At 48.9% G+C, this 25,965-nt stretch carries 25 protein-coding genes; all 25 read right to left on the minus strand.

Annotated features, from left to right (window positions below; translation table 11 throughout):
- Nucleotide 1 precedes the first annotated feature (1 nt).
- The 25 genes from lspA to V1224_08800 all read right to left on the minus strand — a co-directional run bounded on the left by lspA (nucleotide 2) and on the right by V1224_08800 (nucleotide 25,942).
- On the minus strand, nucleotides 2-529 hold the full coding sequence (lspA, locus tag V1224_08680) for a signal peptidase II (protein WWR14582.1): 528 nt from the start codon (nucleotides 527-529) through the stop codon (nucleotides 2-4).
- Nucleotides 526-1,629, minus strand: a complete 1,104-nt coding sequence (gene aroB, locus V1224_08685; GenBank protein WWR14583.1) for a 3-dehydroquinate synthase — start codon at nucleotides 1,627-1,629, stop codon at nucleotides 526-528. Before aroB ends, lspA begins: the two co-directional genes overlap by 4 nt.
- A 96-nt stretch (nucleotides 1,630-1,725) precedes the next feature.
- Nucleotides 1,726-2,226 (minus strand): cell division protein SepF, encoded by a 501-nt coding sequence (locus V1224_08690; GenBank protein WWR14584.1) that lies wholly within the window; start codon nucleotides 2,224-2,226, stop codon nucleotides 1,726-1,728.
- A 34-nt stretch (nucleotides 2,227-2,260) separates the two neighbouring features.
- Entirely contained in the window at nucleotides 2,261-2,965 is a 705-nt protein-coding gene (locus V1224_08695) for a YggS family pyridoxal phosphate-dependent enzyme (GenBank protein WWR14585.1), read from the minus strand.
- 27 nt (nucleotides 2,966-2,992) lie between these two features.
- On the minus strand, nucleotides 2,993-4,393 hold the full coding sequence (locus tag V1224_08700; GenBank protein WWR14586.1) for an HlyD family efflux transporter periplasmic adaptor subunit: 1,401 nt from the start codon (nucleotides 4,391-4,393) through the stop codon (nucleotides 2,993-2,995).
- Between the two features lie 107 nt (nucleotides 4,394-4,500).
- Nucleotides 4,501-4,920, minus strand: a complete 420-nt coding sequence (locus V1224_08705) for a twitching motility protein PilT (GenBank protein ID WWR14587.1) — start codon at nucleotides 4,918-4,920, stop codon at nucleotides 4,501-4,503.
- Nucleotides 4,921-4,986: 66 nt separating this feature from the next.
- Nucleotides 4,987-5,976, minus strand: a complete 990-nt coding sequence (locus V1224_08710) for a D-alanyl-D-alanine carboxypeptidase (GenBank protein ID WWR14588.1) — start codon at nucleotides 5,974-5,976, stop codon at nucleotides 4,987-4,989.
- Nucleotides 5,960-6,355 (minus strand): methylglyoxal synthase, encoded by a 396-nt coding sequence (locus V1224_08715; GenBank protein WWR14589.1) that lies wholly within the window; start codon nucleotides 6,353-6,355, stop codon nucleotides 5,960-5,962. Before V1224_08715 ends, V1224_08710 begins: the two co-directional genes overlap by 17 nt.
- A complete protein-coding gene (locus tag V1224_08720; protein WWR14590.1) occupies nucleotides 6,352-7,482 on the minus strand; it encodes an FtsW/RodA/SpoVE family cell cycle protein in 1,131 nt (376 codons plus the stop codon). The genes V1224_08715 and V1224_08720 overlap by 4 nt, the downstream gene beginning before the upstream one ends.
- A gap of 26 nt (nucleotides 7,483-7,508) precedes the next feature.
- Nucleotides 7,509-7,775: a cell division topological specificity factor MinE gene (gene minE / locus V1224_08725; GenBank protein WWR14591.1), complete on the minus strand. Its 267-nt coding sequence runs from the start codon at nucleotides 7,773-7,775 to the stop codon at nucleotides 7,509-7,511.
- 13 nt (nucleotides 7,776-7,788) lie between these two features.
- A complete protein-coding gene (gene minD / locus V1224_08730; GenBank protein WWR14592.1) occupies nucleotides 7,789-8,580 on the minus strand; it encodes a septum site-determining protein MinD in 792 nt (263 codons plus the stop codon).
- A 54-nt stretch (nucleotides 8,581-8,634) separates the two neighbouring features.
- Nucleotides 8,635-9,306 (minus strand): septum site-determining protein MinC, encoded by a 672-nt coding sequence (locus tag V1224_08735; GenBank protein ID WWR14593.1) that lies wholly within the window; start codon nucleotides 9,304-9,306, stop codon nucleotides 8,635-8,637.
- Between the two features lie 22 nt (nucleotides 9,307-9,328).
- Entirely contained in the window at nucleotides 9,329-12,196 is a 2,868-nt protein-coding gene (locus tag V1224_08740; GenBank protein ID WWR14594.1) for a penicillin-binding transpeptidase domain-containing protein, read from the minus strand.
- Nucleotides 12,189-12,707, minus strand: a complete 519-nt coding sequence (gene mreD / locus V1224_08745) for a rod shape-determining protein MreD (protein ID WWR14595.1) — start codon at nucleotides 12,705-12,707, stop codon at nucleotides 12,189-12,191. Before mreD ends, V1224_08740 begins: the two co-directional genes overlap by 8 nt.
- 14 nt (nucleotides 12,708-12,721) lie before the next feature.
- Entirely contained in the window at nucleotides 12,722-13,591 is an 870-nt protein-coding gene (gene mreC / locus V1224_08750) for a rod shape-determining protein MreC (protein ID WWR14596.1), read from the minus strand.
- A 3-nt stretch (nucleotides 13,592-13,594) separates the two neighbouring features.
- Complete coding sequence (locus V1224_08755; GenBank protein WWR14597.1) at nucleotides 13,595-14,605, minus strand: rod shape-determining protein; 1,011 nt, start codon at nucleotides 14,603-14,605, stop codon at nucleotides 13,595-13,597.
- 18 nt (nucleotides 14,606-14,623) lie between these two features.
- Complete coding sequence (radC, locus tag V1224_08760) at nucleotides 14,624-15,322, minus strand: DNA repair protein RadC (GenBank protein WWR14598.1); 699 nt, start codon at nucleotides 15,320-15,322, stop codon at nucleotides 14,624-14,626.
- Between the two features lie 147 nt (nucleotides 15,323-15,469).
- On the minus strand, nucleotides 15,470-16,789 hold the full coding sequence (locus V1224_08765) for a methionine gamma-lyase family protein (protein WWR14599.1): 1,320 nt from the start codon (nucleotides 16,787-16,789) through the stop codon (nucleotides 15,470-15,472).
- Entirely contained in the window at nucleotides 16,786-17,748 is a 963-nt protein-coding gene (gene miaA / locus V1224_08770) for a tRNA (adenosine(37)-N6)-dimethylallyltransferase MiaA (GenBank protein WWR14600.1), read from the minus strand. The genes V1224_08765 and miaA overlap by 4 nt, the downstream gene beginning before the upstream one ends.
- Nucleotides 17,749-17,776: 28 nt before the next feature.
- Nucleotides 17,777-19,750, minus strand: a complete 1,974-nt coding sequence (gene mutL / locus V1224_08775) for a DNA mismatch repair endonuclease MutL (protein WWR14601.1) — start codon at nucleotides 19,748-19,750, stop codon at nucleotides 17,777-17,779.
- 15 nt (nucleotides 19,751-19,765) lie between these two features.
- On the minus strand, nucleotides 19,766-22,426 hold the full coding sequence (gene mutS / locus V1224_08780; protein WWR14602.1) for a DNA mismatch repair protein MutS: 2,661 nt from the start codon (nucleotides 22,424-22,426) through the stop codon (nucleotides 19,766-19,768).
- Nucleotides 22,414-23,883: a tRNA (N6-isopentenyl adenosine(37)-C2)-methylthiotransferase MiaB gene (miaB, locus tag V1224_08785; GenBank protein WWR14603.1), complete on the minus strand. Its 1,470-nt coding sequence runs from the start codon at nucleotides 23,881-23,883 to the stop codon at nucleotides 22,414-22,416. The genes mutS and miaB overlap by 13 nt, the downstream gene beginning before the upstream one ends.
- A 22-nt stretch (nucleotides 23,884-23,905) precedes the next feature.
- A complete protein-coding gene (locus V1224_08790) occupies nucleotides 23,906-25,159 on the minus strand; it encodes a glutamate-5-semialdehyde dehydrogenase (protein WWR14604.1) in 1,254 nt (417 codons plus the stop codon).
- Nucleotides 25,156-25,740, minus strand: a complete 585-nt coding sequence (locus tag V1224_08795; GenBank protein WWR14605.1) for a 5-formyltetrahydrofolate cyclo-ligase — start codon at nucleotides 25,738-25,740, stop codon at nucleotides 25,156-25,158. The genes V1224_08790 and V1224_08795 overlap by 4 nt, the downstream gene beginning before the upstream one ends.
- Entirely contained in the window at nucleotides 25,712-25,942 is a 231-nt protein-coding gene (locus V1224_08800; GenBank protein WWR14606.1) for a DUF896 domain-containing protein, read from the minus strand. The genes V1224_08795 and V1224_08800 overlap by 29 nt, the downstream gene beginning before the upstream one ends.
- Nucleotides 25,943-25,965: the final 23 nt, after the last annotated feature.

Genomic DNA, 25,965 nt, shown 5'->3' on the forward strand with positions numbered 1-25,965 from the left:
GTTATTTTAATTCCCTGTATTTTGTCTGTTTGAAACTCATAAAATTAAGATCTTCTTCTTTATAATAAAATAAGAGCAGCAAGACAAGAATCGTTGTCGCTACCGTCACATAAATATCGGCCACATTAAAAATAGGAAAATGAATAAGGACAAAAGAAATAAAGTCTACCACATAGTCGAGACGGAGACGATCGATCAGATTACCGACAGCGCCGGAAGCAATCAACACAAGCAGCACATGCAGCGCCGCATATTTCTTCTTCTCCGGCATCTTAAAGAGCACATATCCAATGACAGCGAGAATAATCACCGCCACAAAGACAAAAAATATTTTCTGATTTTGAAGCATCCCGAAAGCAGCACCTCTGTTTTCCAGATAGCTGAGTTCCAGCACGTCCGGAATGATCGAGATGGCAGGCTTGTCTTTCAAATGAACGACTGCAATATATTTGGTCAACTGGTCCGCCATAATCAAAAGAAACATTCCCAGCACGTCTTTCAAAAGTAACCGTTTTTTTTGCTTCTTCATTCTTCTTCCTCTCCGCTGTAATTGATCTCACGCAGTGCAGCCAGCATTTCTTCTTCCGTCACCGTATTGTCGATGACCGCCCTGCCCGTCTTTTGCAGCAGGATGAATTTAATTTTTCCCTGTTCCATTTTTTTGTCGGACTTTGTAAAGGCAAGCACCTGTGTCAGATCGACATCCTCAAAGGAGATTGGCAGTCCAAAGGGCACAAACATGTCTCTGATTTCATAATATTCCTCCATGGACAGCATTTCTCTCTTCCAGGAAATATAAGCGGCCGCCACACAGCCAAGCGCCACACACTCCCCATGCAGCATTGCAAAGTTTTTATACTTCTCTATGGCGTGCCCGAGCGTGTGTCCAAAATTGAGCAGCGCACGCTCCCCCTGTTCCCTCGGGTCTCTTTCCACCACTCCTTTTTTGATCAGACAGCTCTCATAGATCATTTCCTCGACCACATCCATCTCCCGGTCATTGATCTGTGTAAAATGCCCGATCAGCCATTCATAATATGCCACATTTTTGATCAATCCATGCTTTAGAATTTCTGCCATACCGCTGGCATACTGTCTGTCGTCCAAACTTTTCAGCACCGACAGATTCATATATACAAGACGAGGCATATGAAACGCGCCCACCATGTTTTTATACTGGTCGAAATCCACCCCTGTCTTGCCGCCGATACTGCTGTCGACCTGTGAGAGCAAAGTCGTGGGGATCTGGATAAAATTAATGCCACGCAGATAAGTCGCCGCCGTATATCCGGTCAGATCACCGACTACTCCGCCGCCAAGCGCCAGAAGCAGATCTTTGCGATCAAATTTATGTTCGATCAGAAAACGGTATACATCCTGGACTGTATACAGATTCTTGGACGCTTCCCCCTCCGGAAATACAAACACATGAACTGCCTGACAATGCGGTCTCAACAGATCAAGCAACTCGTCCGCATATCGTTTTCCCACATTGGAATCTGTTACAATACAGAGTTTTCTGGAGGCAACGTCAAATACTTCCAGTTCTCCGGGAAGAGCCCGGAAATCATCTCTGATCACAATATCATAATTCACACCGGAAGGAACCGCCACCGTTATCCGTTTCATCTGTCTTCTCCTGTCTGTAAGTCTGTAAATTTCCCCTGCCCTTTGCGGAAAAAGAACTTCCTGTAATGTACAGGAAGCCCTATCATCTCTATGTATTTAAAAAGCCGGAACGTCAAACGTACCGTTGATAATATCCTGAAAATCGCCGGAAATATCCACACTTGCAGGCGTTACGATAAAAATGTAATGTGATATTTTCTGAAGATTCCCGCTGATCGCAAACGTCGAACCGGACGTAAAATCAATGATACGCTGGGCGATGTCCACATCCAGACCTTCCAGATTCAGCACGACCGTTCTGTTTGCAAGAAGAGTTTCCGTAATTTCCCGCGCATCTTCCACGGAAGTTGGCCGGATCACACATACTTCCATGCCATTTCCCATTATTTTTTTCGGAGACTGGCGCATTGGCGTTACTTTAGATGACACTTTCTTCGGCCGCTCTTCCTGTTCTTCTCTGAGCGTCTCTTTCATGGGAACTGATTTCTTTACAGGTTTTTCTTCCGGTTCATCATCATAATAATCATCATCATAGTAATCATCGTCGTCATCTTCGGTGAGTTTCATATAATTTAAAAACTTGTCCATAACTCCCATTGCAGTTATCTCCTTACTATTTGCCTATTCTTAATCATATGGTGGTCTGCACATAGTCTCTTTCTCCAAATATCCCGGTGCCCACACGAACATAAGTCGCACCTTCACCGACAGCCGCCTCATAATCCCCTGTCATTCCCATTGATAAAACATTCATACTCACATTATCAATGTTTTTCCGCATTATGTCAACAGATAATTGCCGCAGGGCCTGAAAATATTGACGATTTTCTTCCGGATCTTCCACATAGGGGGCGATCGTCATCAGACCTTTTATGGCAATTCCCGGGAGTACGGCAGCCTGACGGACAAGAGAAATCACTTCTTCTGAAGTGACCAGACCAAACTTTGTCTCTTCCTTTGCGACGTTGACTTCCAGCAAAATGGAAGTGATCACCTGTTTTTTTACGGACTCTCTGCTGATCTCCTCCGCGAGCCGGAGGGAATCCACACTGTGAATCAAAAACACTTTTCCGACAATGTATTTTACTTTATTTCTCTGCAAATGCCCGATCATATGCCAGTGAATATCTTTCGGCATACACTCGTATTTTTCTGTCAGTTCCTGTACTTTATTCTCCCCAAAGTCCCTGCATCCGCACGCGTACGCTTCCTGCAGCAGGGAGAGCGGCTTTGTCTTACTGACCGCGATCAGCGTCACTTCGCTTCTGTCCCGTCCTGCGTTTTCACACGCTCTGTCAATGTTCTTTTCCACCTTTGCGATATTATCAGCTATCATATGTCATACTCCTGTTTGTGTCTCCTGTTACTCGTTGATGATGTCGTGCTCCTCCACACTGGAAGCATCAAGCGCGATATAATCATACACACTCAGACCATAGGCAGTCCCTGACTCCACGATCGAATATTCCTCATTGTCATATAGAATATTGATCTGTTTGAAATCGGCATATCCTTTGTTAATGTTGTAAACCCCGATCAGTTTTCCCCGTTTGCTGACGGCATATTTGTCTGATGAATCAGGCTTTATGATGTAATCACCGATCCGCAGCACGGAATCATCCAGATAGTACTCTTTTTCCTCGTCATCGTAGTTATAGATCGGCGTCTCCACAAACTCCGTGCTCGCCTCTCCTTCCTCCGTATAAACTTCACGCAGGACGCCATCGGCCCCGTTGCTTCCTCCCTTTGTCACATAGTCGACAGGCACAAGAAAAAATTCTTTTTCCACGATAGCGGAATTGGGAATCTTCAGCCCTGTCTCATCCTCCGTGATCAATTCAATATCCACATACCGGTCCGTGCAAAAAGTCAGCATCGAATTATTGAACCGCAGTTCCGCATAGGTACCGTCCTCGTTGTGGTGAATAAAGACCTGCCCCCATGAAATATCCTGATTTTTCAGAAATTTCACCTGGACATATTCCGCTTTCTCCAGCTCCACCGCACGTTCCGGCGTGACCGGAATGACGATCGACCAGTTTTCACTGAGAGAAATCTTATAGGCCGGATCGCCCTTGTTGATCAGCTCGTTGTTGATCAAAGGGGTTTTTTCGTAATTCGTTGTATCAAAATCTGCTTCTTTTACCTGATCCGGAGTCAGTGACTCGTAACCGTCCGTGGAATAAATAATGATTCCCGTTTTTATCGCCCGGCAGGAATCAACCAGTCCTGCTCCGCTTGTATTTTTCAGGGCATCGATATTCTCCAGCATCCTGTAATTGGCCAGTTTCATGACCGTGCCCTGTACACTGTACTTAAAATCGTACACTTCTCCGAAGTTCCTCGGCGAAAATGTATTGGTAAATCCTAAAATTTCTGTCTTCAATTCACTCAGATCCGTATCGGAAAGAGAGTTTTCATCCGGGTCGCCGCCTCCCACCATCTGCAGAAGTTCTCCCGTCTCATCTATTGTGTATACAAGATCGCCTACCGCCACTCTGCCGCCTTCTCTTGCATAATAATTGATATAGCCTGAGTTAATACTGTCGATGATCTCTTCCTGACGGATCGCGATTCCCTGATAGACATTGTTTACGGAGAGAGAACCTGCTTTTACCTCATAACTGACGATATGACTGGAAGTAAAATATAAGAAGACACAGATCACAATATAGACAGAGATACAGCCAAATATGATCATGCCGAGATTGATATTCAAAGGCTTTCGATATTGTCTGATTTTTCCGGAGCGCCTGGCTGCCAAATTGATTCCACCTCGATTCCCGCAGCGGGGTATTGACTATGAAAAGCCTCTGTCTACTTTCGGCAGAGGCTTTTTCTTCAAGTATTGTTGACTTTATAATTTATATATTAAAGAGATACAATGATTTTGTCTCTTAAATGCTCGGGAATTTCCGATTCATCCAAGGAAATGTTGATCATAAAATCTACCTGGAACAAATTACTGATTTTTTCCAGTTTTTCAATCGCTGGTGTAACGTCCTGATCTTCCAGATGAGCGTTTACAAGAAAACTGTCCAGATACATCTGTTCCAGATCATGATCCTGCGAGATGATGCCGCAGAGAAAACCGATAAACTCATCACAGTCGTTGATCGGGTAGTCCGATACGTTGATCAGACGGATCTTATTGTTTAATTCATACATATTTTTGGAGTTCTTATCCAGATAAACAATATTTCCGGATGCAGCTTTCACTGCGCTATTCACTTTATCTAATAAATGTTTTGTCTTTCCCTTTCCCTTTTTGCCAACGATTAATTGAACCATTGCAATCCCTCCTAAAGTAAACTTGTTATGTCCATTATAAGTGATTAACTCTGAAAAAACAACCTTTTATTTATTGATTTCTGACAGCAGACCCGTCATGTTCTCGTAGAGAATGCCACGCTCCTTGCAATGCAATATCACTGAAATATAAGGGTTTCCGGACCCGTCTCTTGACAGCAGCACAAGACAATTCTGTGCCGCACTGGTCGTTCCGGTCTTTCCTCCAATCACTGTAACATTGTCAGGCGCCGTATAATTCCCCTGCAAATACTGATTCGTTGTCTTAAAGTCAAATGTTTTGGCATTTCCGCTGCGATCCGAATATGTTGTCGTATAGGTATCCAGACTGATGATCTCCGTAAAGAGTTCATACTTCATAGCTTCATTGAAAATCAGATACATATCATAAGCCGTCACATAATGATCTTCATCATGCAGTCCGTGCGGATTGACAAAATGACTGTTCGTGGCCCCAATCGCAAGTGCCTCTTCATTCATCATTCCTGCAAACCGCTCTACACTGCCGCCAATATGTTCTGCGATCGCCATGCCGGCATCGTTGGCCGAGTAGATCAAAAGTGCGTGCAACGCCTGTTCCATTGTAAGCGTATCTCCTGCCTTCAGGCCACAGAGCTGCGCGCCGCTCTCCGTAATGCCTGCGCTGATGGCACTGACCGTGATCACATCGTTCGGATCACCATATTTGAGCGCTACCAGCGCCGTCATCACCTTTGTGAGACTGGCCGGATACAGCCTTTCATGAATATTTTTCGCATAGAGAACATCAGCGTCATTCAGATCAAACAGACCGGCACTGTCGGCCTCCGACATATCTACGGAAGCGCCTTCCGTAACATCTGCGGAAGCGACACAGAGTTCCTCTGCAAACAGCTGCGCCTGCCCGGCCATCCCGTTTTCTGTAATCTGAAAGCTGCTGACCGTACTGCTCGAATCATATGTAAAGGCATACTGCTTTGCCCCACAGCCGGTCAAAATACAAGATACCGTCAGCATCGCAAAGACAGCCGCCACTCTCTTTTTATTTATAGATCTCACGCCACTCCATATCTCCTCTGTCAAGCGATTTCAACAGCAGCTCTGCGGAAGCAAGATTGGTCGCTATCGGGATATTGTGCATATCACACAGTCTGCACAGATCTCCGATATTCGGCTCGTGCGATTTGGGAGTCAGCGGATCTCTCAGAAAGATTACAAGATCAATCTGATTATTTTCTATCTGCGCACCAAGCTGCTGTGCACCACCCAGGTGCCCCGCCAGATGCTTATGGATATTCAGATTGGTAACTTCCTCTATGAGTCTTCCCGTTGTTCCCGTGGCATAGAGCTCATTTCTGGATAAAATCCCCCTGTAGGCAATGCAGAAATTCTGCATCAGTTTCTTTTTCGCATCATGTGCGATCAGCGCTATTTTCATTGTAAGTCCCTCACTTTTATGCTAGTATTTTTTCCTTGTAGTCGAACGTTTAGAACAAACCCCATACCTATAAACAGACTGACCAATGAAGTCAGTCCCGCACTGACAAACGGGAGCGGTATCCCCGTATTGGGCATAAGCCCTGTGGCAACAGCAATATTCATATAACTTTGAAAACCGATGATACTTCCCATTCCGCTGCAGATGATCATCCCGGCCGTGTCTTTCGATTTCCTGGCGATCATCACGCATTCCAGCGCGATCAGAAACAACAGAACGATCACCGTGCAGGAGCCGATAAATCCCAGCTCTTCCCCGATAATGGCAAAAATAAAATCTGTCTGTGGCTCGGAGATAAAATTACCGTTTTTCACCGAACCAATGATATTATTATTCAGTCCCTTGCCCCAGAGCTGCCCGGAGCCAATCGCCATGATCGAATTCGCCTGCTGATACCCTTCCGCATTGACGTACTCTGCCGGGTGCAGCCACGCGAGAATACGTGTCTGCTGATATTCCTTAATCAGTTTCTGATCCGGCTGCAGAACAATCATCAGAAAAATAACGATGGAAGGCACGACAACTGCCAGCACCCCTGCTATGATCCGATAATCCAGCCCACCGACAAACAGAACGATGCAGAAAATGATCACGACCATTATACTTGTCGACAGATCCGGCTGCTTGTAAATCAGGAGCAATGGCGGAAAAAGCAGCGCCACAGTCTTCACCAGCCCACGAAAAGAATTTAACCGTTCCCCTTGTTTCATAATAAACTGTGCGTAAAACAAAATCAACAAAATTTTTGCAAGCTCTGAAGGCTGGAAGCGGATTCCCAGGATCGTAAACCACCGCTGCGCCCCGCCTGCTTTGTATCCCATCACTTCCACAAGTAAAAGCAGGACTACGTTCATAATGTAAAAGATCCAATAAAGATTGAGCAGAGCCGAATAATCAAACAACGAGATGACGATCATCAGAAATACGCCCAGAACAAGCCCCATAATCTGCTTGTCCTGAACGGATTTCTGTGCGCTTCCGATCGCCAGTATCCCGATCACGGAAATGGCGATCAGCATAATGACCAGTTTAAAATCATAATCTCTGATGCGATACCTTTTTAACATAGACTGCTCCGCTTCTGCCTTTCACTCTAGTGTTTTAAATCCAAAATAGGAATGTTGGCGTAAAGGATCGGACTTTTGACAATTCTTCCCCTTGCTGCCTCCTTTGTGATCTGTATCTCCATACTTTTTGCATCGATCTTCATATATTTGGATATTACTCTTGCAATATCCGTTTTGATCATGTCCATCATTTCCGGCGAACAGTTGATCCTGTCCGAGATCAGCAAGATCTTCAATCTGTCCTTTGCCAGCTCTCCCGACGATTTTTTATGGAAAATATGTAATAACTTCATACCCTGCCCCTCCCTAATTTCTGTGAAAGATTCCACTGACTTTTGTCCAGAAAGAAATCCGTTTTTCAAAGTTCATGAAAGGGACTTCCTGTCCGAGCACCCGGTGACAAAGATTCTGGTATGCCCGTCCCGCAAGAGTGGCATTACCGACCAGCGGTTCGCCCTGATTGGCGGCAATCACGACATTTTCGTCATCGGGCACGATCCCGATCAGTGGAATGGCAAGGATATCCGAGACATCGCTGACGGACATCATATCTCCCCGTCTCACCATATCAATTTTCAGTTTGTTGATGACCAGATCAATCTTTTCGATCTCATTGGCGGCGAGAAGTCCGATGATCCTGTCGGCATCACGGATAGACGAAACTTCCGGAGTCGTGATCACAAGCGCTCTGTCGGCACCGGCAATGGCATTTTGAAACCCCTGCTCGATCCCTGCCGGACAATCGAGAATGATATAATCAAACTGTTCCCGCAGCGTATGGATCATCCGAATCATCTGGGGCGGTGTCACCGCAGATTTATCCCGTGTCTGCGCAGAGGGCATCAGATACAGTCCAGGGTAACGCTTATCTTTGATGAGCGCCTGTTTGACCCTGCATTTTCCTTCCACAACATCCACAAGATTGTATACAATCCGGTTTTCCAATCCCATGACGACATCCAGGTTCCTCAGACCGATGTCCGTATCGATCAGCACTACCTTATTTCCCATTGCAGCAAGACCTGTTCCCAAGTTTGCGGTCGTAGTGGTCTTTCCTACGCCGCCTTTCCCTGACGTAATGACAATTACTTCGCTCATAATGAGTACCTCCTGGAAATTAATTGTCCCCTAAATTTACGTCCGTGCATCCGGTCAGATGGGAAGCATATTTAGTAATTCTTTTGTAATTGGCTCTACAACAATCTTTCCTTCCTTTTCATATGCAATCTTCGGTTGTACTTTCGGCCGGATAGGCCATCTGCCCGGCTTTTTCGTAGTATCATATTTCACATTACCGATTTTCAGCTTTTCCGGGGACATTTCCAGCGCTACGACAAAATGTCCTTCTTCGCCATCTGCTCCCGCATAAGCCTGCCCGTAAAGGCCGCCGATAATGATAATATCTCTTTTCGCTGCGATCGAGGAACCGGGATAGACGTCTCCGATGATGATCACACTGGACTCTATCTCCAATACCTGCCCGTTCTTCAGGCATCCTCTGTAAAACTGCCCTTCATTTTGTTCTCTCTGGTCCATCTGATGAATGGCCTTAACATATGTCTGATTTTTTTCTTCATCCTTGCCTACGACACAGACGATCTGCAGACGGCAGTTTGACGCGATCTGCTCTACAAGCTGCTTTTCTTCCTCTTCAGTTAATGTTCTCCCTTCAAAGGAAACCGCCATCCGCGCATCCTTAAAGAACGCTGCGGACTCTCTGAACTTCATCCCCACCTCTTCCAGAAGAGCTGAAAATGCAAGGGTATTATCCAAATATACGGCGATTCCGTTTTGAAAGCTCTTGATAATGACTGGACTGCTCATCCTTTCCCTCTTTCCTGAAGTTTTAGTCTCCTGCCGTACCTACGGCTTCCGGTCTGATCGCACTTCCCGTGAGAATATTCTCCTCCTCGTCAGGATCAAAGTAATACCGGAACACATCTCTGGAAATTTCTGCCGCATAAGCAGAATTATATCCATTCGCCACACGGGTCGCGATAGCGATCTGTGGATTCTCATAGGGGGCAAACCCCACAAACAAAGCATGGTTGGCACGATTTTTGTTTTCCTGTGCCGTACCTGTCTTTCCCGCCACATTGACAGGCATATCACTGTAATAGGACATTCTCTCAACGACCCGGCGCATACCGAGATGAACAGCATCCCATTCATAAGACGGAAGCTCGATCTGATTGCGTATCTCAGGTGTATAATCCTCCAGAACATTGCCTTCATTGTCTGTCAGCTTGTCCAGAAGGCTGAGATTATAACAGGTGCCGCTGTTAGCAACTGTTGTCACATAGCGGGCAAGGCCTACTGTCGTCAGGTTGTGCGTACCCTGTCCGATCGCGGACCGGACAGCATCAAAGTCGGACAGCTCCGGCTCAGACTCTGAGATTTCGATACCGGAAGTCTCGGAAAGCCCGAACATATCCGCATATTTATAAAGAGTCTCCAATCCTCTGTCACTGTCGTACAGGCCGTTTTTGCTTCCGAGCCGATAGCTCAGCTCATAGAAAAAGCTGTTGCAGGAATTTTCGATACTGCCTGTCACATCCAACAGGCCGTGGCTTCCGCCGCTCGTGACAATCCAGCATCTGGGCGGCGGCGTGATCTTGTCAAACGGACCATAGCAGCCGATCTTTTCATTGATACCGATCACTCCTTCCTCCAAACCGGCAACGGCAGACACCATCTTAAAAGTGGAACCCGGCGCGCTCTTTTGCTGTGTGGCGTAATTCCACATCGGCCTGGACAGATCATTCTGAAGCTGGTTATAATAATCGGAATCAATCGCATTGGCCAGGCGGTTCGTGTCATAGCCCGGATAGGTGACAAGTGCAAGTACCTCACCGCTGTTTACATCTGTGACGACGCAGGAACCGGAACATGGATCAAGCGCCAGCTGCGCCGGTGTAATATCGAGATTTTCGATCCGGTTGACCATAAACCCATAGGCAGAAATCCGTCCCGATGCAAGCCCTTCCTCTTCGCCCTCCGACACTTCCACAATATCCTGTTCGATCAGTAGCTTACAGATCTGATTTCCTGTCAGCATATCATTTTCGATCATATAACGGTACAGCTTTTTCGAAAACTCCGTATTGCTGTCAAGTCCCTCGAAGATCGTCTGGATCAGTTGTTCGTAAATCTCTTCCGAGGAAGCATATTTATTTTCTAACCCGACTTTCGTCACATCGATCCAGTTCATGGCGATCGCATAATTCAAATACTCCGCAAGGCTGATGCTCTCGTCGTTCCTCCATGCCTGATAAGTTTCATCCGATGTATCGATCTCGCTCTCCCGGAGGATTCCCTTACTCTCTGAGGCGAGCATGGTGACAATATAGCTCTCATAAACCTGGTATTCTTCCGCAAGCTCCTTGTAAGGCGTGCGTTTCTCCGTCAGCTCCGCGTACAGCTCGTTAAAAATGGCTTCTTTTCTGTTCAGAAACGCCTGATATACTTCCTGTTCCACAGGCTGCGCCGTATTTTTTTCAAAATGTGAAATATCAATGATATTATTGTTGATCAGCGCATAGTATACATCGTAGATAGAGATACGGACACCCGCAGAGGATCTCGCCTGCCCCGGCCTTGTGTTGTCCAGTTTGGATACAAGAATACCGGCGATCTTCTGCTCCAGGATATTGTAGACCGCTTTTTGCAGCTCCTTGTCAATCGTCAGATACAGATCGTTGCCCGCCGTCGGCTCCGTGCGCTCGGTAATCTCAATCACTTTGCCAAGATTATCGACATACATGATTTCCGAACCTTTTTTACCCTGCAGCTTTGTCTCCATAACCTGCTCGATCCCTGCTTTGCCAATCGTATCGGTAGCCGCATACGTATTGTTTTCCAGCGACAGTTCCGCCAGCTCATCCTGAGAGATCTTTCCCGTATAACCGAGAAGATGCGAAAAATATACGCTGTCCACATATTTTCTGACCGTATCTTCCGCGATCGCCACCCCTTCCAGAACGTCACTGTTCTCCATGACAACCGCCACCGTCTTCTCGTTCACGTCGGAAGCAACCGTCGTGGCAATATATTTCTGATAACTGTTGGCGCTCATCGCAAAGCGGATATTGATGATCTTGAGTACCTCTTCCTTACTGTAACCTTCCCCGGGCACAAAACTCTTTTTGTCATCGGGGTCTGCATACTCTCCGATCGCATACCGCTTCGTGCCTGCCAGATAATCGATGACTTCATCCGGCGTGGCTGATTTTTCACTGTAGATCAGTTTATCTGTCGTATCGCGGCCATAAATATCTGCGAGAAACCGGTCTTTCTGCTTTCCTTCCACCGTAAATTGAAAATTGTTGTCCTGATCGAGGACGATATTGAAATCGTTGATCAGCTTGTCGCCATTTTTCTCTATGATCCGGATCAGTGTAATGATCGTCTCATTCAATTTTTTATTCTTATCATTTCCCGGCTCAAAAACATCCTCGATCGTTACATTGTAGGCAAGCTCATTATATGCCAGAAGTTCTCCGTTTCTGTCATAAATGTTTCCGCGTGTACTTGCGATAGAACGCTCCTTGCGTATTTTTAACTTAAAATTATCTAAATACTCCTGTCCATTCACAATCTGCAGGGAAAATGTCCGATGCAAAAGTGTGCCGCAGAGTACAGTAAAACATATGCTCAAAACAAAAGTCCGGGACGTAATCATACCGATAAGCCGGTCTTTCAGACTGTCAAACAAATTTTTTCGCACTCCTTTTTTCGCGTTCTGTCAGTTTTTGGTCGATACGAAGGATGACCGGATACATAATCAGTGAAATGCCTACCGTATATACAACCTCCGGCAAGATAATATAGATAAAATAATATCCGATCTGGAAACGGCTTCTGAGCAGAAAAAGCAGAGAATAGCATAAGATATTGTAAGCCAGATCGCTGGCAGCGATCAGACAGAGTGGCAGCTTGATGTCTTCCGGAAAGAATATTTTGCGAAAATTGCCGTTTATGTATCCAATATACATATAGATCAGAGCATAGAAACCGATCGCTTCCCCAAAAAAGATGTCGAGAAGCAGCCCCGATAAAAAACCGGTCATCAGACCGTTCTTTCTTCCTCCCATAAATCCGTAGGAAGATGTGAGTATGATGAGCAGATTGGGTATAATCCCGCCAAATGACAGAGCATGAAAAACGGTGCACTGGAGCAGGAAACAGACAAGAATCCATACTCCGATCAGAATTTTCCGTTTCATACGCTCCCCCTTTCCTACTCTTCCGGCTGTTGTTTTTTCTGGAGAATGACAAGCACTTCTTCCAGATGCTGGAAATCCACCGCCGGTGTGGCATAGCCTGATTTCGTCAGGTTGTTGGAATCCATCTCCATGGAACTGATATAACCGATCAGTATCCCTGAGAGATATTTGTCACTGATATTGGAGGTGACGATCTTGTCTCCCTCCACGACCTGATTGTCGCTGTCCACAAGCTGTTCGAAGCGGATCAGCCCCTGACTCATTAACTCCAGATCGCCGGATACGATCAGATTGTCCGATGTCGAGAGCACCATGCCGCTCACATTCGAATTATCGTTGATAATAGACGTAACTTTCGCCCAGTTTTTACCTACCGTGTCGATCCTTCCCACAAGACCATTGCCGGCCATCACATTCATATCGACTTCCAGTCCGTCGTCCGTTCCTTTGTTGATCGTAAACGAATGAAACCAGTTGCCGCCATCCCAGGCGATGATCCGGGCGCCGACCTTATCATACTGCTCATATTCATCATCCAGCTGATACAGCTCTCTTAAATTGTTCAGTTCATATTTCTCCTGCTGAAGAATCGTATTCTCGATTGTGAGCTGGTCCACCTGCTCTTTGAGCTGCTGGTTTTCCTCGATCAGATCACGAATCTGCGCCAGTTCATCCGATTTGTCTGACAACCATGTTCCTACTTCCGTGATGCCGTTTTGAAAAGGCACCGTCACATAGCCGACAAACACACCCAGGGAACCGTTAAAAATATCGGTCGTAAAGGTGATCGCCATCATACAGATGCACAAAATAGTAATGATTAGAAGAAGGTACTTACTCGGCAGAGTGAATTTTTCCCCTTTTCTTCTGACGATTGGACTCATCTGTTATTTTCCCATTCCTTCGATTGCATAAGCCACTGATTTATAGTTATCATCCTTGATAATGCGCGACAGACCGATGGCCACACTGGCAATCGGCTGTTCCGCCATATTTACCTGCAGCCCGGTGCCCTTGCTGATCAGCTCGCTCAGATGGTTGACCTGAGAAGCGCCGCCGGTCAGATAGACGCCATGGCGGTAAATATCGGCCGCCAGTTCGGGTGGCGTCCTCTCGAGGATGACTTTAATGTTATCAATGATCGTACTGAAATGCTCCTGAAGCGCTTCGTCCACAAGCGCCGTGGGAATCTCTCTCTCCACGGGAAGCCCGGTGACAATATCTCTGCCATAGACAACAGCGCCTTTACCGGCCTTCTCCAGATCACACAGAGAAATTTTCACATTTTCCGATGTCTTGCCGCCGATGATCAGACTGAACTCTTTTCTGACCGCAGAACGGATTGATTCGTCAAATTTCTTGCCACCGACATTGATCAGATGACTGAGCACAATGCCGCCGAGCGACAAAATGGAAATCTCCGTCGTATCGTATCCAACGTTGACGAGCAGTACGCCCTGCGCATTTTTGACATCGATGTCCATGCCAAGTCCGTCGGCAATCGCCTTTTCCACGACCATAATCTTTTTCGCCTTCACATTGGCATCCCGGATCAGATCATAGAACGCTCTCTTCTCCACCTCGGTGATGTCGGTAGGTACCGCCACATAATAGTCTGCGGATTTGATACCGCCCTTCATCAGACCTCCGATAAAAAACCGGACGAGCGTCTCCATATTTTTAATATCGGCGATAACACCGTTACAGAGCGGATAGGAAATATGGATATTTCCCGGCGCCTTTTCATACATTTCAAATGCGGAATTTCCGTAAGCAAATAACGTATTTTTATTTTCGATGGCGATCATATTTTTCTCGACCATAATACTGTCGTCCGCCCTGCTGTAGATTTTGATGTTGTTGGTACCGAGATCGATACCAAATGCACTGTTTGCCAATTCAACTTCCCCTTTCTTCTATAAGTAACCCATTTCTTTAAAACTGTAAAATTTTTTATCTCCAATAATAATATGGTCGATCAGAGGGATTTCAATCAATTCCGAAGCGTTTTTGATGCGCTGCGTCGCTATCCTATCCTGTTTGCCGGGTGTCGGGTCCCCGCCCGGATGATTGTGCAGCAGCATAATATAGACTGCGCCATGCCGCAGAGCCGTGAGAAAGATCTCCCGGCAGGAGACCAGAGAAGCGTTTACTGTGCCTTCTGACAAAATATGTTCCCCGATCAGGCGATTGCGGTTATCCATCATCAGCAGCATGACTTTTTCTCTCTCAGAGTGCCGCATACGTTCCATGTAATAATCCGCCACAGTCTCCGGACTTGTCATCCGCAGGGATTCTCTGGCCGTCTTCTGTGCGATCCGCGAAGACAGCTCGGCGATACATTTCAGTTTGATAGCCTTAACCTGACCGATTCCGCGTATACTTGTCAATTCTTTCAGAGAGACATGGTGAAGCCCCAGAATGCCTCTTTCCCGCTCTCCCTGAATGGAGAGCACTTTGTTAGCGATTGACACCGTATCCTCCCCGACCGTACCTGTGCGGAGGACCACGGCGAGAAGCTCCGCATCCGTAAGCTGCTCCGCTCCCGCTTCCAGATATTTTTCGTAGGGACCGTCTCTGTGGACGGTCTTTTTTTCTTTCTTTTTATCCTGCATCTGTTTTCTGATTCTATACAGACAGGCCCCTGTTATTTATTATAAAAAAGCAATATACAGTCATACTGATCATGGTTGTACGTTGTTAATATTACCACAATTCCCATTTTATGTATATAAAATTTCCCGAAAATTTTTCGATGATTTTTATGAAAAAAGCCCTTTTACCAACTCTTTTTCGACTAAAATCTGCAACGTTTTCAAAATGCCGAACTTCGCGTGCTGCCATGTGAGACCTCCCTGAAAATAGACGGCGTACGGCGGCCGGATCGGTCCGTCCGCGGACAGTTCGATGGAGGAGCCGGACACAAAGGCGCCTGCTGCCATGATGACCTGACTGTCATAGCCCGGCATATCCCACGGCTGTGGCACGACAAATCCGTCTACGGGCGCCGCCGCCTGAATCCCCTGACAGAAGGCAATGACAGACTCCGGATTGCCGAAAGTCACGGCCTGAATGATGTCATGCCGCGGCTCAGAGCCATCCGGCACGACGGCAAACCCCAGCCGTTCGTATATGTTTGCGGCAAAAATGGCGCCTTTGAGCGCGCTTGCAGTCACATTGGGCGCCAGAAACAGTCCCTGATACATGGCCGGCAGCGCCGCCAGAGATGCGCCCACTTCCCGGCCAAGCCCCGGGGACGTCAGCCGATAAGCCGCATTCTCGATACACTCCCTTTTCCCGGCCAGATACCCGCCTGTCGGCGCAAGACCGCCGCCCGGATTTTTGATCAGCGAACCGACGACCAGATCCGCGCCGACATCGGTGGGCTCTGTCTCCTCCGTAAATTCTCCGTAACAGTTGTCCACCATGCAGATGACATCCGGTTTTCTCTCTTTGAGAAACGCGATCAGTTCCCCGATACGCGCCACAGACAGCGTCGGCCTTGTCTGATACCCCTTCGAGCGCTGGATCGTCACCAGACGGGTTTTCCCGTTCAGTGCCTTTTCGATTCCATCATAATCAAAGCTGCCGTCCGGCAGAAGATCAACCTGCCGGTAAGTAATGCCGTATTCTCTCAATGAACCTTTGGACGGCCTAATGCCGATCACTTCTTCCAGCGTATCATACGGCTTCCCCACCGGGGAGAGCAGTTCGTCGCCGGGCCGCAGATTGCTCATAAGCGCAAGGGCAAGCGCATGGGTGCCGCAGGTGATCTGTGGCCTCACAAGCGCATCCTCCGTATGAAACAGCGAGGCATAGACGCGCTCCAGCGTATCTCTGCCAAGATCATTATAACCATATCCGGTCGTCCCATACAGACAGGCTTCACTCACTCTGTTATCCTGCATCGCCTTCAGCACTTTCAGCTGATTCCACTCTGCAGTTTTGTCTATCTGTGCAAAGCGGTCTTTCAAGTCCGCCAGAACTGTCTCTCCGAAGGTATACACTTCCCTGGAAATGCCCATGTCTGCGTACTGCTGCCGCAGACGATCCTCTGTCATGTTGTCTGTCCGCTCTCTCATATGATCTCCCCGATTCCTTTCTCTCTCATCTTCTCCCGCATATATGCCAGGATCTTTTCCTCATCGCCGCCAAACCGTTCCTTCTCCACCCAGATCACATCCTTCTCCCGCCGGAACCATGTGAGCTGACGTTTGGCAAAATGTCTCGTATCCCTCTTGATCAGATAGACTGCCTCTTCCAATGTCGTCCGCCCGTCTAAATAGTCAAAAATCTCCTTATATCCAAGTCCCTGCATCGATGTCATATCCCGCAGACAACCCATCCGGCGCAGCTCCCGCACCTCTTCCACAAGTCCGTCCGCCATCATCTGATCGACACGCCGGTCAATCTTCTCATAGAGTTTCCTCCGGTCATCATTCAGCACAAAATAGCAGAAACGGAAGCGGCTCTTCTTTTCCCGCTGCTGTTCGTTGTGCTCCGAAATGCGCTGCCCGGTCAGCCGGTAATATTCCAGCGCCCGAATCACGCGCTTGCGATTGTGCGGGTGAATCTGCCGCGCTGCCTCCGGGTCTGCCTGCGCGAGCAGCGTATGAAGCCATTCGCCCCCTCTTTCCTCGCAGAGAGCTTCCAGCTCCTGCCGGCAGGCACCATCGTCCGCCTCCTGCGTAAAGTCAATATCATACAGTACCGACTGGATATAAAACCCCGTACCCCCTGCAAGGACCGGCAGATGCCCGCGGCCCCGGATCTCCCCGATATACTCTCTGGCATATTTCTGGAACAATGTGATGTTAAAGGCCTGCGTCGGTTCTATGAGATCGATCAGATGATGCGGCACCCCTTTCGTCTCCTGCGGACGTATTTTGGCGGAGCCGATATTCATATGCCGATAGACCTGCATGGAATCCGCAGATATGATCTCCCCGCCCATCTGCTTCGCAAACGCAACCGAAAGGTTCGTCTTTCCGACTGCAGTCGGCCCTGTCACAATTACCAGCGGCGTCTTTTCCACTTCCATCTGTAACTCCTTTTTCCCTTTTTGCTCCTTATACGATCCTGCTGAATTTCTTTTCCAGCTCATATCTGCTCATGACGACGACCGTAGGACGACCATGAGGACAATGATAGGGATTGTCCAGCGTCAGCAGTTCGTCGATCAATGCCCTGGCCTCCTCCACGCTCATCTTATGATTCCCTTTTACGGCTGCCTTGCAGGCCATGGAAGCCAGCTTGCCCGCAATCACATCCGGTTCGCCGCGGACCGGCCCCTCTGACAGTTCGTCCAGCACTTCTGACATAAGTTCTCTGGCATGGCGTCCGAACAGATCGACGGGCACAGCCCGGACGGCATACTCGCTGCCTCCAAATGGCTCGATCTCAAAACCGATCTCCTGAAAATATGTCTCATACTGTCTGTAGACCGCCTCTTCCTTCCCGCTGAATGTGACAATGACCGGCGGATCAACCTGCTGCGAGAGAACGCTGCGTTCCCGTATTTTCTGACACAGCCGTTCGTACTTCACTTTTTCGTGTGCGGCATGTTGATCGATAAACAGTAATTTATCCCGAAAGCCGACAAGCCAGTAAGTGCCAAATACCTGGCCCAGGATCTCATATTCCTCCCGAAACTGAGGTGAGACCAGCCTTTCTTCAAAGAGATTCAGCTGCATCGGTCTCTCCACAAGAATATGATCCTCTTTTTTGATGATATTGCCATGCAGTTTTTCATGATCCCGTCTGTCTACGCCCGGATTTCTGCCAAGCATACGAGGACAGATCGTCTCTTCCTTCAGTCTCGATGACATCCCCTCTTCCTGCGGCGGCCGCCCGGCTGCCTTCTCTTCCACCTGATTGACACCTGCCCGTGCGGCGCCCTCCATCTGCCGGGCCGCTTCCTCCTGTACCGCTTCGCGCTGTCTCTGCTGCGCTCTCGCCTGCCTTTCAAACGGTTCCGGCACCGGTTCCGCAGGCGCCTTCCCCTTCCTGTCCCCTTCTTTTGCGGAAGGTTCCGCAAAGGTCACCGCCCTTAACATCTCATGTTCCGTGAGTGTGTCGTGGATGGCCCGATAAATAAAGTCTGACAAGATACGCTGTTCATGAAACCGCACTTCCATCTTGGACGGATGGACATTCACATCAAGGGCATCCGGTGACAGTGACAGATGAAGTACAAAAAAAGGATACTTATGCTGCATCAGATGCGACCGGTAGGCTTCTTCCGCCGCCTGCGCGATAACGGGACTCTTTACAAATCTGCCGTTGATAAAATAGTTTTCAAAGTTGCGGTTAGCCCGCCCGATCACCGGCGTACCGAGAAAACCGGAAAGTCCATATCCCGTTTCCTCTTTTTCCAGCCACACGAGTTCACCGGCGATGTCCCTGCCGTAGATACGGTAAATAATCTCTTTTAAGTTACCGTTGCCCGATGTATGGAACCGAACCTGTCTGTTCAGGACATATTTAAAGGAAATCTGCGGATGAGAGAGGGCGAGATGTTCCATCAGATCGGAGATCGCGCCGCCCTCGGACTGGGGCGTCTTCAGAAACTTCCTGCGGGCGGGCACATTATAAAAAAGATTCCGCACAAGGACTGTCGTCCCCTCCGGTGCACCGATTTCTTCCCACTCTTTTTCCACGCCGCCCTCGATCACATAGCGGACTCCTGTCATCTCTTCGCGCGCTTTCGTCACAAGCTCCACCTGTGCGACCGCACTGATACTGGACAGCGCCTCCCCGCGAAAACCGAGACTGGAAAGCCGCAACAGATCATCCGCACAGCGGATCTTACTTGTGGCATGGCGGATAAACGCCCTGGCCACCTGCTCCTTTTCAATGCCCCCGCCGTTGTCCGTCACCCGGATCAGCCTCAGCCCTCCGTCGCTGATCTCCACCGTGATCGCATCTGCGCCGCTGTCCATGGCATTTTCCACGAGTTCTTTGACGACGCTTGCAGGTCTGTCCACCACTTCCCCCGCCGCGATCTTGTCTATCGTGCCCTCATCCAGAATCCGAATCTCCATCTTTTTCCTCCGTTTTTATCCGTGCCATCTGTTTTTCAGCCGGCTTTGCAGTCTATGCAGCGTGTTCAGCGCCTCAAGCGGTGTCAGATTTGTAATGTCAAGCTCTTCCAGCTCATGCAGTACGGCCTCATCCGGTACCGCGTCAAAAAGTGACATCTGCGTCATATCCAGTTCATCATAGCGGGTAACTTTTTTCTTCTCTTTCTTTTCCTCTGTGCTGCCCGCCGCGATCATCTGTACCTTTTCCGTAATATCGTTGTCGCTGAGCTGTTCGACGATCTCCTTCGCCCGCTCGATGACCACATCGGGAACGCCCGCCAGACGGGCTACCTGAATGCCATAGCTTTTATCTGCGCCCCCTTTGACAATCTTTCGCAAAAAGACTATATCATCCCCTTTTTCCCTGACGGCGATACAGTAGTTATTGACATTATTCATTTTCCCTTCCAGCTCTGTCAGTTCATGGTAATGGGTGGCAAACAACGTCTTAGCGCCGAGCAGTTTCCGGTCACTGATATGCTCGATCACAGCCCAGGCAATCGACAGTCCGTCAAAAGTGGATGTCCCCCTGCCGATCTCATCCAGAATGAGCAGGCTGTTTGCAGTGGCATTGCGCAGGATATTGGCAACTTCATTCATCTCCACCATAAAGGTACTCTGTCCGCTCGCCAGATCATCGGAGGCGCCGACTCTCGTAAAGATGCGGTCCACAATGCCAATATCCGCCTGTCTCGCCGGGACAAAAGACCCGATCTGGGCCATAAGCACGATCAGGGCGCTCTGACGCATATATGTCGATTTTCCCGCCATATTCGGTCCGGTTATAATGGAAATACAACTGTGGTCATTATCGAGATAGGTGTCATTGGCAATGAACATATCATTCTGGATCATCTGTTCGACAACCGGGTGGCGTCCCTCTTTGATGTCGATCACACCCTTTTCGTTCAGCTTCGGCCGCACATAACGGCTGCGCTCCGCAGTCAGGGAGAACGACGCAAACACATCCAGTCTGGCAACCGCCTTGGCTGTCTGCTGAATACGCTCGATCTGACCGGCGATCGTCTCTCTGATGCGGCAGAATGCGTCATATTCCAATGCACAGAGTTTATCCTCTGCATTCAATATCATATCTTCCAGCTCTTTGAGCCGGGGCGTCGTGTAACGCTCCGCATTGGCAAGCGTCTGCCTGCGAACATAGTCTTCGGGAACCAGATTCAGATAGGAATTGGTCACTTCAAAATAATAACCAAATATTTTGTTATATTTAATGCGCAGGTTTTTAATGCCGGTACGCTCCCGGTCTGCCTCTTCCAACTGGGTGAGCCATGTCTTACCTTCGGTCTTGGCATGACGCAGGGCATCAATATCCGTATCGAATCCCTCCCGGATCATGCCTCCCTCCCGGATGGCGATCGGCGGTTCCTCAACGATGGCTCTGCCGATCAGATCACAGATGTCCCCGAGGTCATCAATCTGTGTCTCGATCTCCCGCAGCGCCGGCGTCCGCACATCCTGCAATACCGTCTTAATATGAGGCAGCATCGACAACGATGTCTGCAAAGCGAGAAAGTCTCTCGGATTAGCGGTCCGGTAGCTGACTTTCCCGAGAAGCCGTTCCAGATCATAGACCGGGCTTAGATACTCTCTGATCTCATCCCGCAGCAGGGCATCGCCGCACAGCTCTTCCACTCCGTCCAGACGTTTCTCAATCTCCGTCTTACTGACGAGCGGCTGCTCCAGCCAGGAACGCATCATTCTCGCGCCCATGGCGGTCTTTGTCTTATCGAGCACCCACAGGAGCGAGCCTTTCTTCTGCTTTTCCCGCAATGTCTCCGTCAGCTCCAGATTCCGTCTCGTCGAGCTGTCAAGCAGCATATAGCGGCTCGTCAGATAAGGCGTCAGATGAGTAAAATGAGCAAGGGATGTCTTTTGATTCTCGTACAGGTACTGCAGCAGGCTGCCGGCGGCAATGACGCCGTTTGGAAAATCTTTGATGCCAAGCCCGTCCATGGAACTGACATGAAAATGCTTTTGCAGACATTTGACACAGTTGACCTCATCAAAGCAAACATGATCCAGCGCGTAAATCGTAATGCCAAGTCTGTCTTTGAGGTCCTCCACATCAATCCCGCTCACGAGAAACGCATCATTGCAGATGATCTCCGACGGCATATATTTATTAATCTCATCGACGAGCTTTTTACCGTCCTCGACTTCCGTTACGAAATAATCTCCGGTCGTCACATCGGCAATCGACAGTCCGACTGCTCCGTCAGACCAGACAATGCTCATCAGATAATTGTTCTTGCCGTCCTCCAGCGCCTGCATATTGAGATTCGTCCCTGGCGTAACGATACGCACGACTTCCCGCCTGACAATTCCCCGTGTCTGTTTTGGATCTTCCACCTGTTCACAGATAGCGACCTTATAGCCTAAAGATACCAGTTTATTCAGGTATCCCTCCACCGCATGGTAGGGAACGCCGCACATCGGCGCCTTCTCCTCCTGCCCGCAGCTTTTTCCCGTCAGTGTAATGTCCAGCGCCTTGGAGGCGGTGAGGGCATCGTCGTAGAACATCTCGTAAAAATCTCCCAGCCTGTACAGTAAAATACAGTCCTGGTATTGCTGCTTTGTCTCGATATATTGCTGCATCATCGGCGTTAATTCTGCCATGTTCCTTTGTCTCCTGTCATTTTTCCTATGTAATAAAAGCCCCTGCACTCATCGAGACTGACTGTCACATACTGTCCGATCAGCTCGCTTGTGCCCGGAAAGTGGACAAGCATATTGTTGGACATTCTGCCGGTCATCAGTGTCCCGTCGTGCTCATTGACTTCTTCCACAAGCACTTCCTCACATCTCCCGGCGAGCAGTGCCGCCCGCTGCTTTGCCATATCCTGCACGGTCTGCAGCAGCCGGTCAAAGCCTTCTCTGACCACTTCTTCCGGTACCTGATCTTCCATCGCGGCAGCAGGCGTGCCTGTCCGTTTAGAATAGATAAAGGTAAAGGCATTGTCAAAGCCGACTTTCTTCACGACATCAATCGTCTCTTCCACATCCTCCGCTGTCTCTCCCGGGAACCCGACGATAATATCCGTTGTGATGGAAATGTCCGGGATTTCCCGCCTGATCTTTTCTGCCAGCTGCAAATATTGCTCTTTTGTATACCGTCTGTTCATGGCACGCAAAATTTTCGTGGAACCGGACTGCAGCGGCAGATGCAGATGCCGGCAGATTTTGTGCGAATCTTTCATTACCTGTATCAGTTCGTCGGATAAATCTTTCGGATGGGAAGTCATAAACCGAATCCGGCGGATGCCGTCTATCTGCTCCACTTCCTGTAACAGCTGTGCAAATGATAACGGTTCATCCAGATTCTTCCCATACGAATTTACATTCTGGCCAAGCAGCATGATTTCCGACACACCGTCCGCCGCCAGCTTCTCGATCTCACGGAGGATCTCCTGCGGCTGTCGGCTGCGCTCCCGCCCCCTCACATAAGGGACGATACAATAGCTGCAGAAATTGTTGCAGCCAAACATAATATTGATACCGGACTTAAACGGATATTTTCTCTCTTTCGGCAGCTCTTCCACGATCTTGTCCGCATCCTGCCAAATATCCACAATCATTCCTTTCTGTGTCAGGCTTGTATACAATAATTCGGCAAATTTGTACAGATTGTGCGTGCCAAAAATCAGATCAACAAAAGAATAGCTCTTCCTGATTTTCTCGATAACCGCATTTTCCTGCATCATGCAGCCGCAGAGCGCGACCCTTCGCCGGGGATCACGGCGTTTATAGCCGTGGATCACACCAAGCCTGCCATACACCCGCTGATTGGCATTGTCTCTGACCGTGCACGTATTATAAATGACGAAGTCCGCCTCTTCCTCTTCGATACATACATATCCGATCTGCCCGAGGATGCCGAGCAGCTTTTCCGAATCTCTGGCATTCATCTGACAGCCAAAGGTGATGACCGCCGCCGTCAGCGGCCGGCCGCGCTGCACGCTCTCTGCAGCGACCAGTTCACGGCATTTCGCCATATAATAATATTGTCTGTCCGGTTCCTCCAAAGGAGGACCGGCATTCAAATCGATATGATCCAGGTCAAATTCATATTTCATGTTTCCTGACTGTTCCCTTCTTTCATTCTCTCACCTGTCCGTTCCCGGTGATCACATACTTATATGTCGTCAGCTCGTTCAGACCCATCGGCCCCCGCGCATGCAGCTTCTGGGTGCTGATACCGATCTCACCGCCAAAGCCAAACATAAAGCCGTCCGTGAATCTTGTGGAAGCATTGACATAGACGCAGGCGGAATCGACTTCCCGCGTAAACTTCTCCGCGTTCTCCCGGTTCTCTGTGAGAATGGCATCGGAATGATGGGTGCTGTAACGGTTGATATGGGCGATCGCTTCCTCCACGCTCTCCACCGTCACCGCCGATAAAATATAATCCAGATATTCCGTGGCATAATCCGTCTCCGACGCAGGAGACGCCTGTTCCAGAATATCACAGACTTTCTCATCGCCCCGTATTTCCACCTCATGTACTTCCTGAATCTTTTTCTGTAAAAGCGGCAGGAAGGCATCGGCGATCTTCTTATGGATCACAAGCGATTCGCAGGCGTTGCACACGCCAATCCGCTGTGTTTTGGCGTTGATTACAATATTGACCGACTCGGTCAGTCTTGCAGTCTCATCGATAAAGATGTGGCAGTTTCCGGTCCCTGTCTCGATGATCGGGATCGTACTGTTCTCGACAGCCGCCCGGATCAGGCCGGCGCTCCCCCGGGGGATGAGGACGTCAATATATTCATGACAGCGCATAAAGGCAGCCGCCGTTTCTCTGTCAGTCGCCGCAATCAACTGGATGGCATCGGCCGTCACACCTGCCTGTTCCAGAGAACCGCGCAGGGATTTTGTAATTGCCAGATTAGAATGAATGGCATCACTGCCGCCCTTTAAGATCACGGCATTACCTGCCTGAAAACACAGCGCAAAGGCGTCCGCCGTCACATTAGGCCGTGATTCATAAATGATACCGATCACGCCAAGCGGTACAGACACCTTTTTCAGACACAGACCATTCGGACGCTCCCATGTATCGAGTGTCCTCCCGACCGGGTCCGGCAGTCCGGCAATCTGCCGCAGCCCTTCCGCCATCGCCCTGATCCTCCCTTCATCCAGATGCAGACGGTCGAGCAGACCGATGTGCATCCCATGTTCTCTGCCTGCCTGCATATCCAGCTCGTTGGCGGCAAGGATCGCTGTCATATCTGCCTCCAGACCTTCCGCAGCCAAGAGAAGCGCTTCCCGCTTCTTCTCCTGTGAAAGCACCTGAAGTTCATATTTTGCCATAACCGCCTTTTTTCCCAAGTCTTCTAATAAACGTATCATCCAAAACCCATACCTTTCTTCTCGATCACTTCGTTTTCCGTGACGATTGTCTGCGGACAGATGTCATGTGCCTCCCACGGAATACTCCTGCGCACCTGGACGGCAAATGCCAGCGCCGCTGTTGTCAGCTCCCCGGCTCTTTGCAGATAGCGGTCATAATAGCCGCCGCCATAACCGATACGGTGACATGCTCTGTCAAAGGCCGCGCCGGGCATGATTACCAGATCCCCGCTGTCAGGGACATACAGCCGCTCTCTATGCGCCGGCGGCTCCAATATGCCGTGAAATCCCTCCCGCAGCTCTGCCATTGAATCAATCTCATAAAATTCCATCTCTGCTTCGGTGACGAGCGGGCAGCAGACGCGCTTGCCCATGGACAGGCTTTCCCTGATCAGCCATTCCGTCTCCACTTCACTTTTATATGTTACATAACATAAAACAGATCCGGCTGTCAAAAAAGCCGGATGAGTCATCAGCCTTTCCTGTATCCGCCGGCTTTTCTCATGCCGCTGTGCCTGCGGCAATTCGTTCCGCAGCGCAAGCACTTCCCTTCTAATGTCCTTTTTTGCTGCGGTTTCCATAGGTCTCTCCCAGATCCGTCACGGTACCGTCGGCATTTTGAATGGAAATATTGTCGAGCTGTCCGCGCAGATTCGCTCTCACGTTGGCCGCATATTCCTGCCGCAATAACTTCTGTTCCCTGCGCTCTTCCTCAGTCAGCCCTTCGGCCTGCGATTTATGGTAAAGGGCATTGATACGTGCGATCTTTTCTTCCAATGTCATAGAATTATCCCTTTCACTGTCCG

Source organism: Lachnospiraceae bacterium JLR.KK008, from assembly GCA_037015955.1.
Classification (GTDB): domain Bacteria; phylum Bacillota; class Clostridia; order Lachnospirales; family Lachnospiraceae; genus VSOB01.

Bases quoted from the DNA above. Each gene is read 5' to 3' on its own strand.
- lspA (WWR14582.1), bottom strand. From the start codon at position 529: ATGAAGAAGCAAAAAAAACGGTTACTTTTGAAAGACGTGCTGGGAATG.
- aroB (WWR14583.1), bottom strand. From the start codon at position 1,629: ATGAAACGGATAACGGTGGCGGTTCCTTCCGGTGTGAATTATGATATT.
- V1224_08690 (WWR14584.1), bottom strand. From the start codon at position 2,226: ATGGGAGTTATGGACAAGTTTTTAAATTATATGAAACTCACCGAAGAT.
- V1224_08695 (WWR14585.1), bottom strand. From the start codon at position 2,965: ATGATAGCTGATAATATCGCAAAGGTGGAAAAGAACATTGACAGAGCG.
- V1224_08705 (WWR14587.1), bottom strand. From the start codon at position 4,920: ATGGTTCAATTAATCGTTGGCAAAAAGGGAAAGGGAAAGACAAAACAT.
- V1224_08715 (WWR14589.1), bottom strand. From the start codon at position 6,355: ATGAAAATAGCGCTGATCGCACATGATGCGAAAAAGAAACTGATGCAG.
- V1224_08720 (WWR14590.1), bottom strand. From the start codon at position 7,482: ATGTTAAAAAGGTATCGCATCAGAGATTATGATTTTAAACTGGTCATT.
- minE (WWR14591.1), bottom strand. From the start codon at position 7,775: ATGAAGTTATTACATATTTTCCATAAAAAATCGTCGGGAGAGCTGGCA.
- minD (WWR14592.1), bottom strand. From the start codon at position 8,580: ATGAGCGAAGTAATTGTCATTACGTCAGGGAAAGGCGGCGTAGGAAAG.
- V1224_08735 (WWR14593.1), bottom strand. From the start codon at position 9,306: ATGAGCAGTCCAGTCATTATCAAGAGCTTTCAAAACGGAATCGCCGTA.
- mreD (WWR14595.1), bottom strand. From the start codon at position 12,707: ATGAAACGGAAAATTCTGATCGGAGTATGGATTCTTGTCTGTTTCCTG.
- mreC (WWR14596.1), bottom strand. From the start codon at position 13,591: ATGAGTCCAATCGTCAGAAGAAAAGGGGAAAAATTCACTCTGCCGAGT.
- radC (WWR14598.1), bottom strand. From the start codon at position 15,322: ATGCAGGATAAAAAGAAAGAAAAAAAGACCGTCCACAGAGACGGTCCC.
- V1224_08765 (WWR14599.1), bottom strand. From the start codon at position 16,789: ATGAGAGAGCGGACAGACAACATGACAGAGGATCGTCTGCGGCAGCAG.
- miaA (WWR14600.1), bottom strand. From the start codon at position 17,748: ATGGAAGTGGAAAAGACGCCGCTGGTAATTGTGACAGGGCCGACTGCA.
- mutL (WWR14601.1), bottom strand. From the start codon at position 19,750: ATGGAGATTCGGATTCTGGATGAGGGCACGATAGACAAGATCGCGGCG.
- mutS (WWR14602.1), bottom strand. From the start codon at position 22,426: ATGGCAGAATTAACGCCGATGATGCAGCAATATATCGAGACAAAGCAG.
- miaB (WWR14603.1), bottom strand. From the start codon at position 23,883: ATGAAATATGAATTTGACCTGGATCATATCGATTTGAATGCCGGTCCT.
- V1224_08790 (WWR14604.1), bottom strand. From the start codon at position 25,159: ATGATACGTTTATTAGAAGACTTGGGAAAAAAGGCGGTTATGGCAAAA.
- V1224_08795 (WWR14605.1), bottom strand. From the start codon at position 25,740: ATGGAAACCGCAGCAAAAAAGGACATTAGAAGGGAAGTGCTTGCGCTG.
- V1224_08800 (WWR14606.1), bottom strand. From the start codon at position 25,942: ATGACATTGGAAGAAAAGATCGCACGTATCAATGCCCTTTACCATAAA.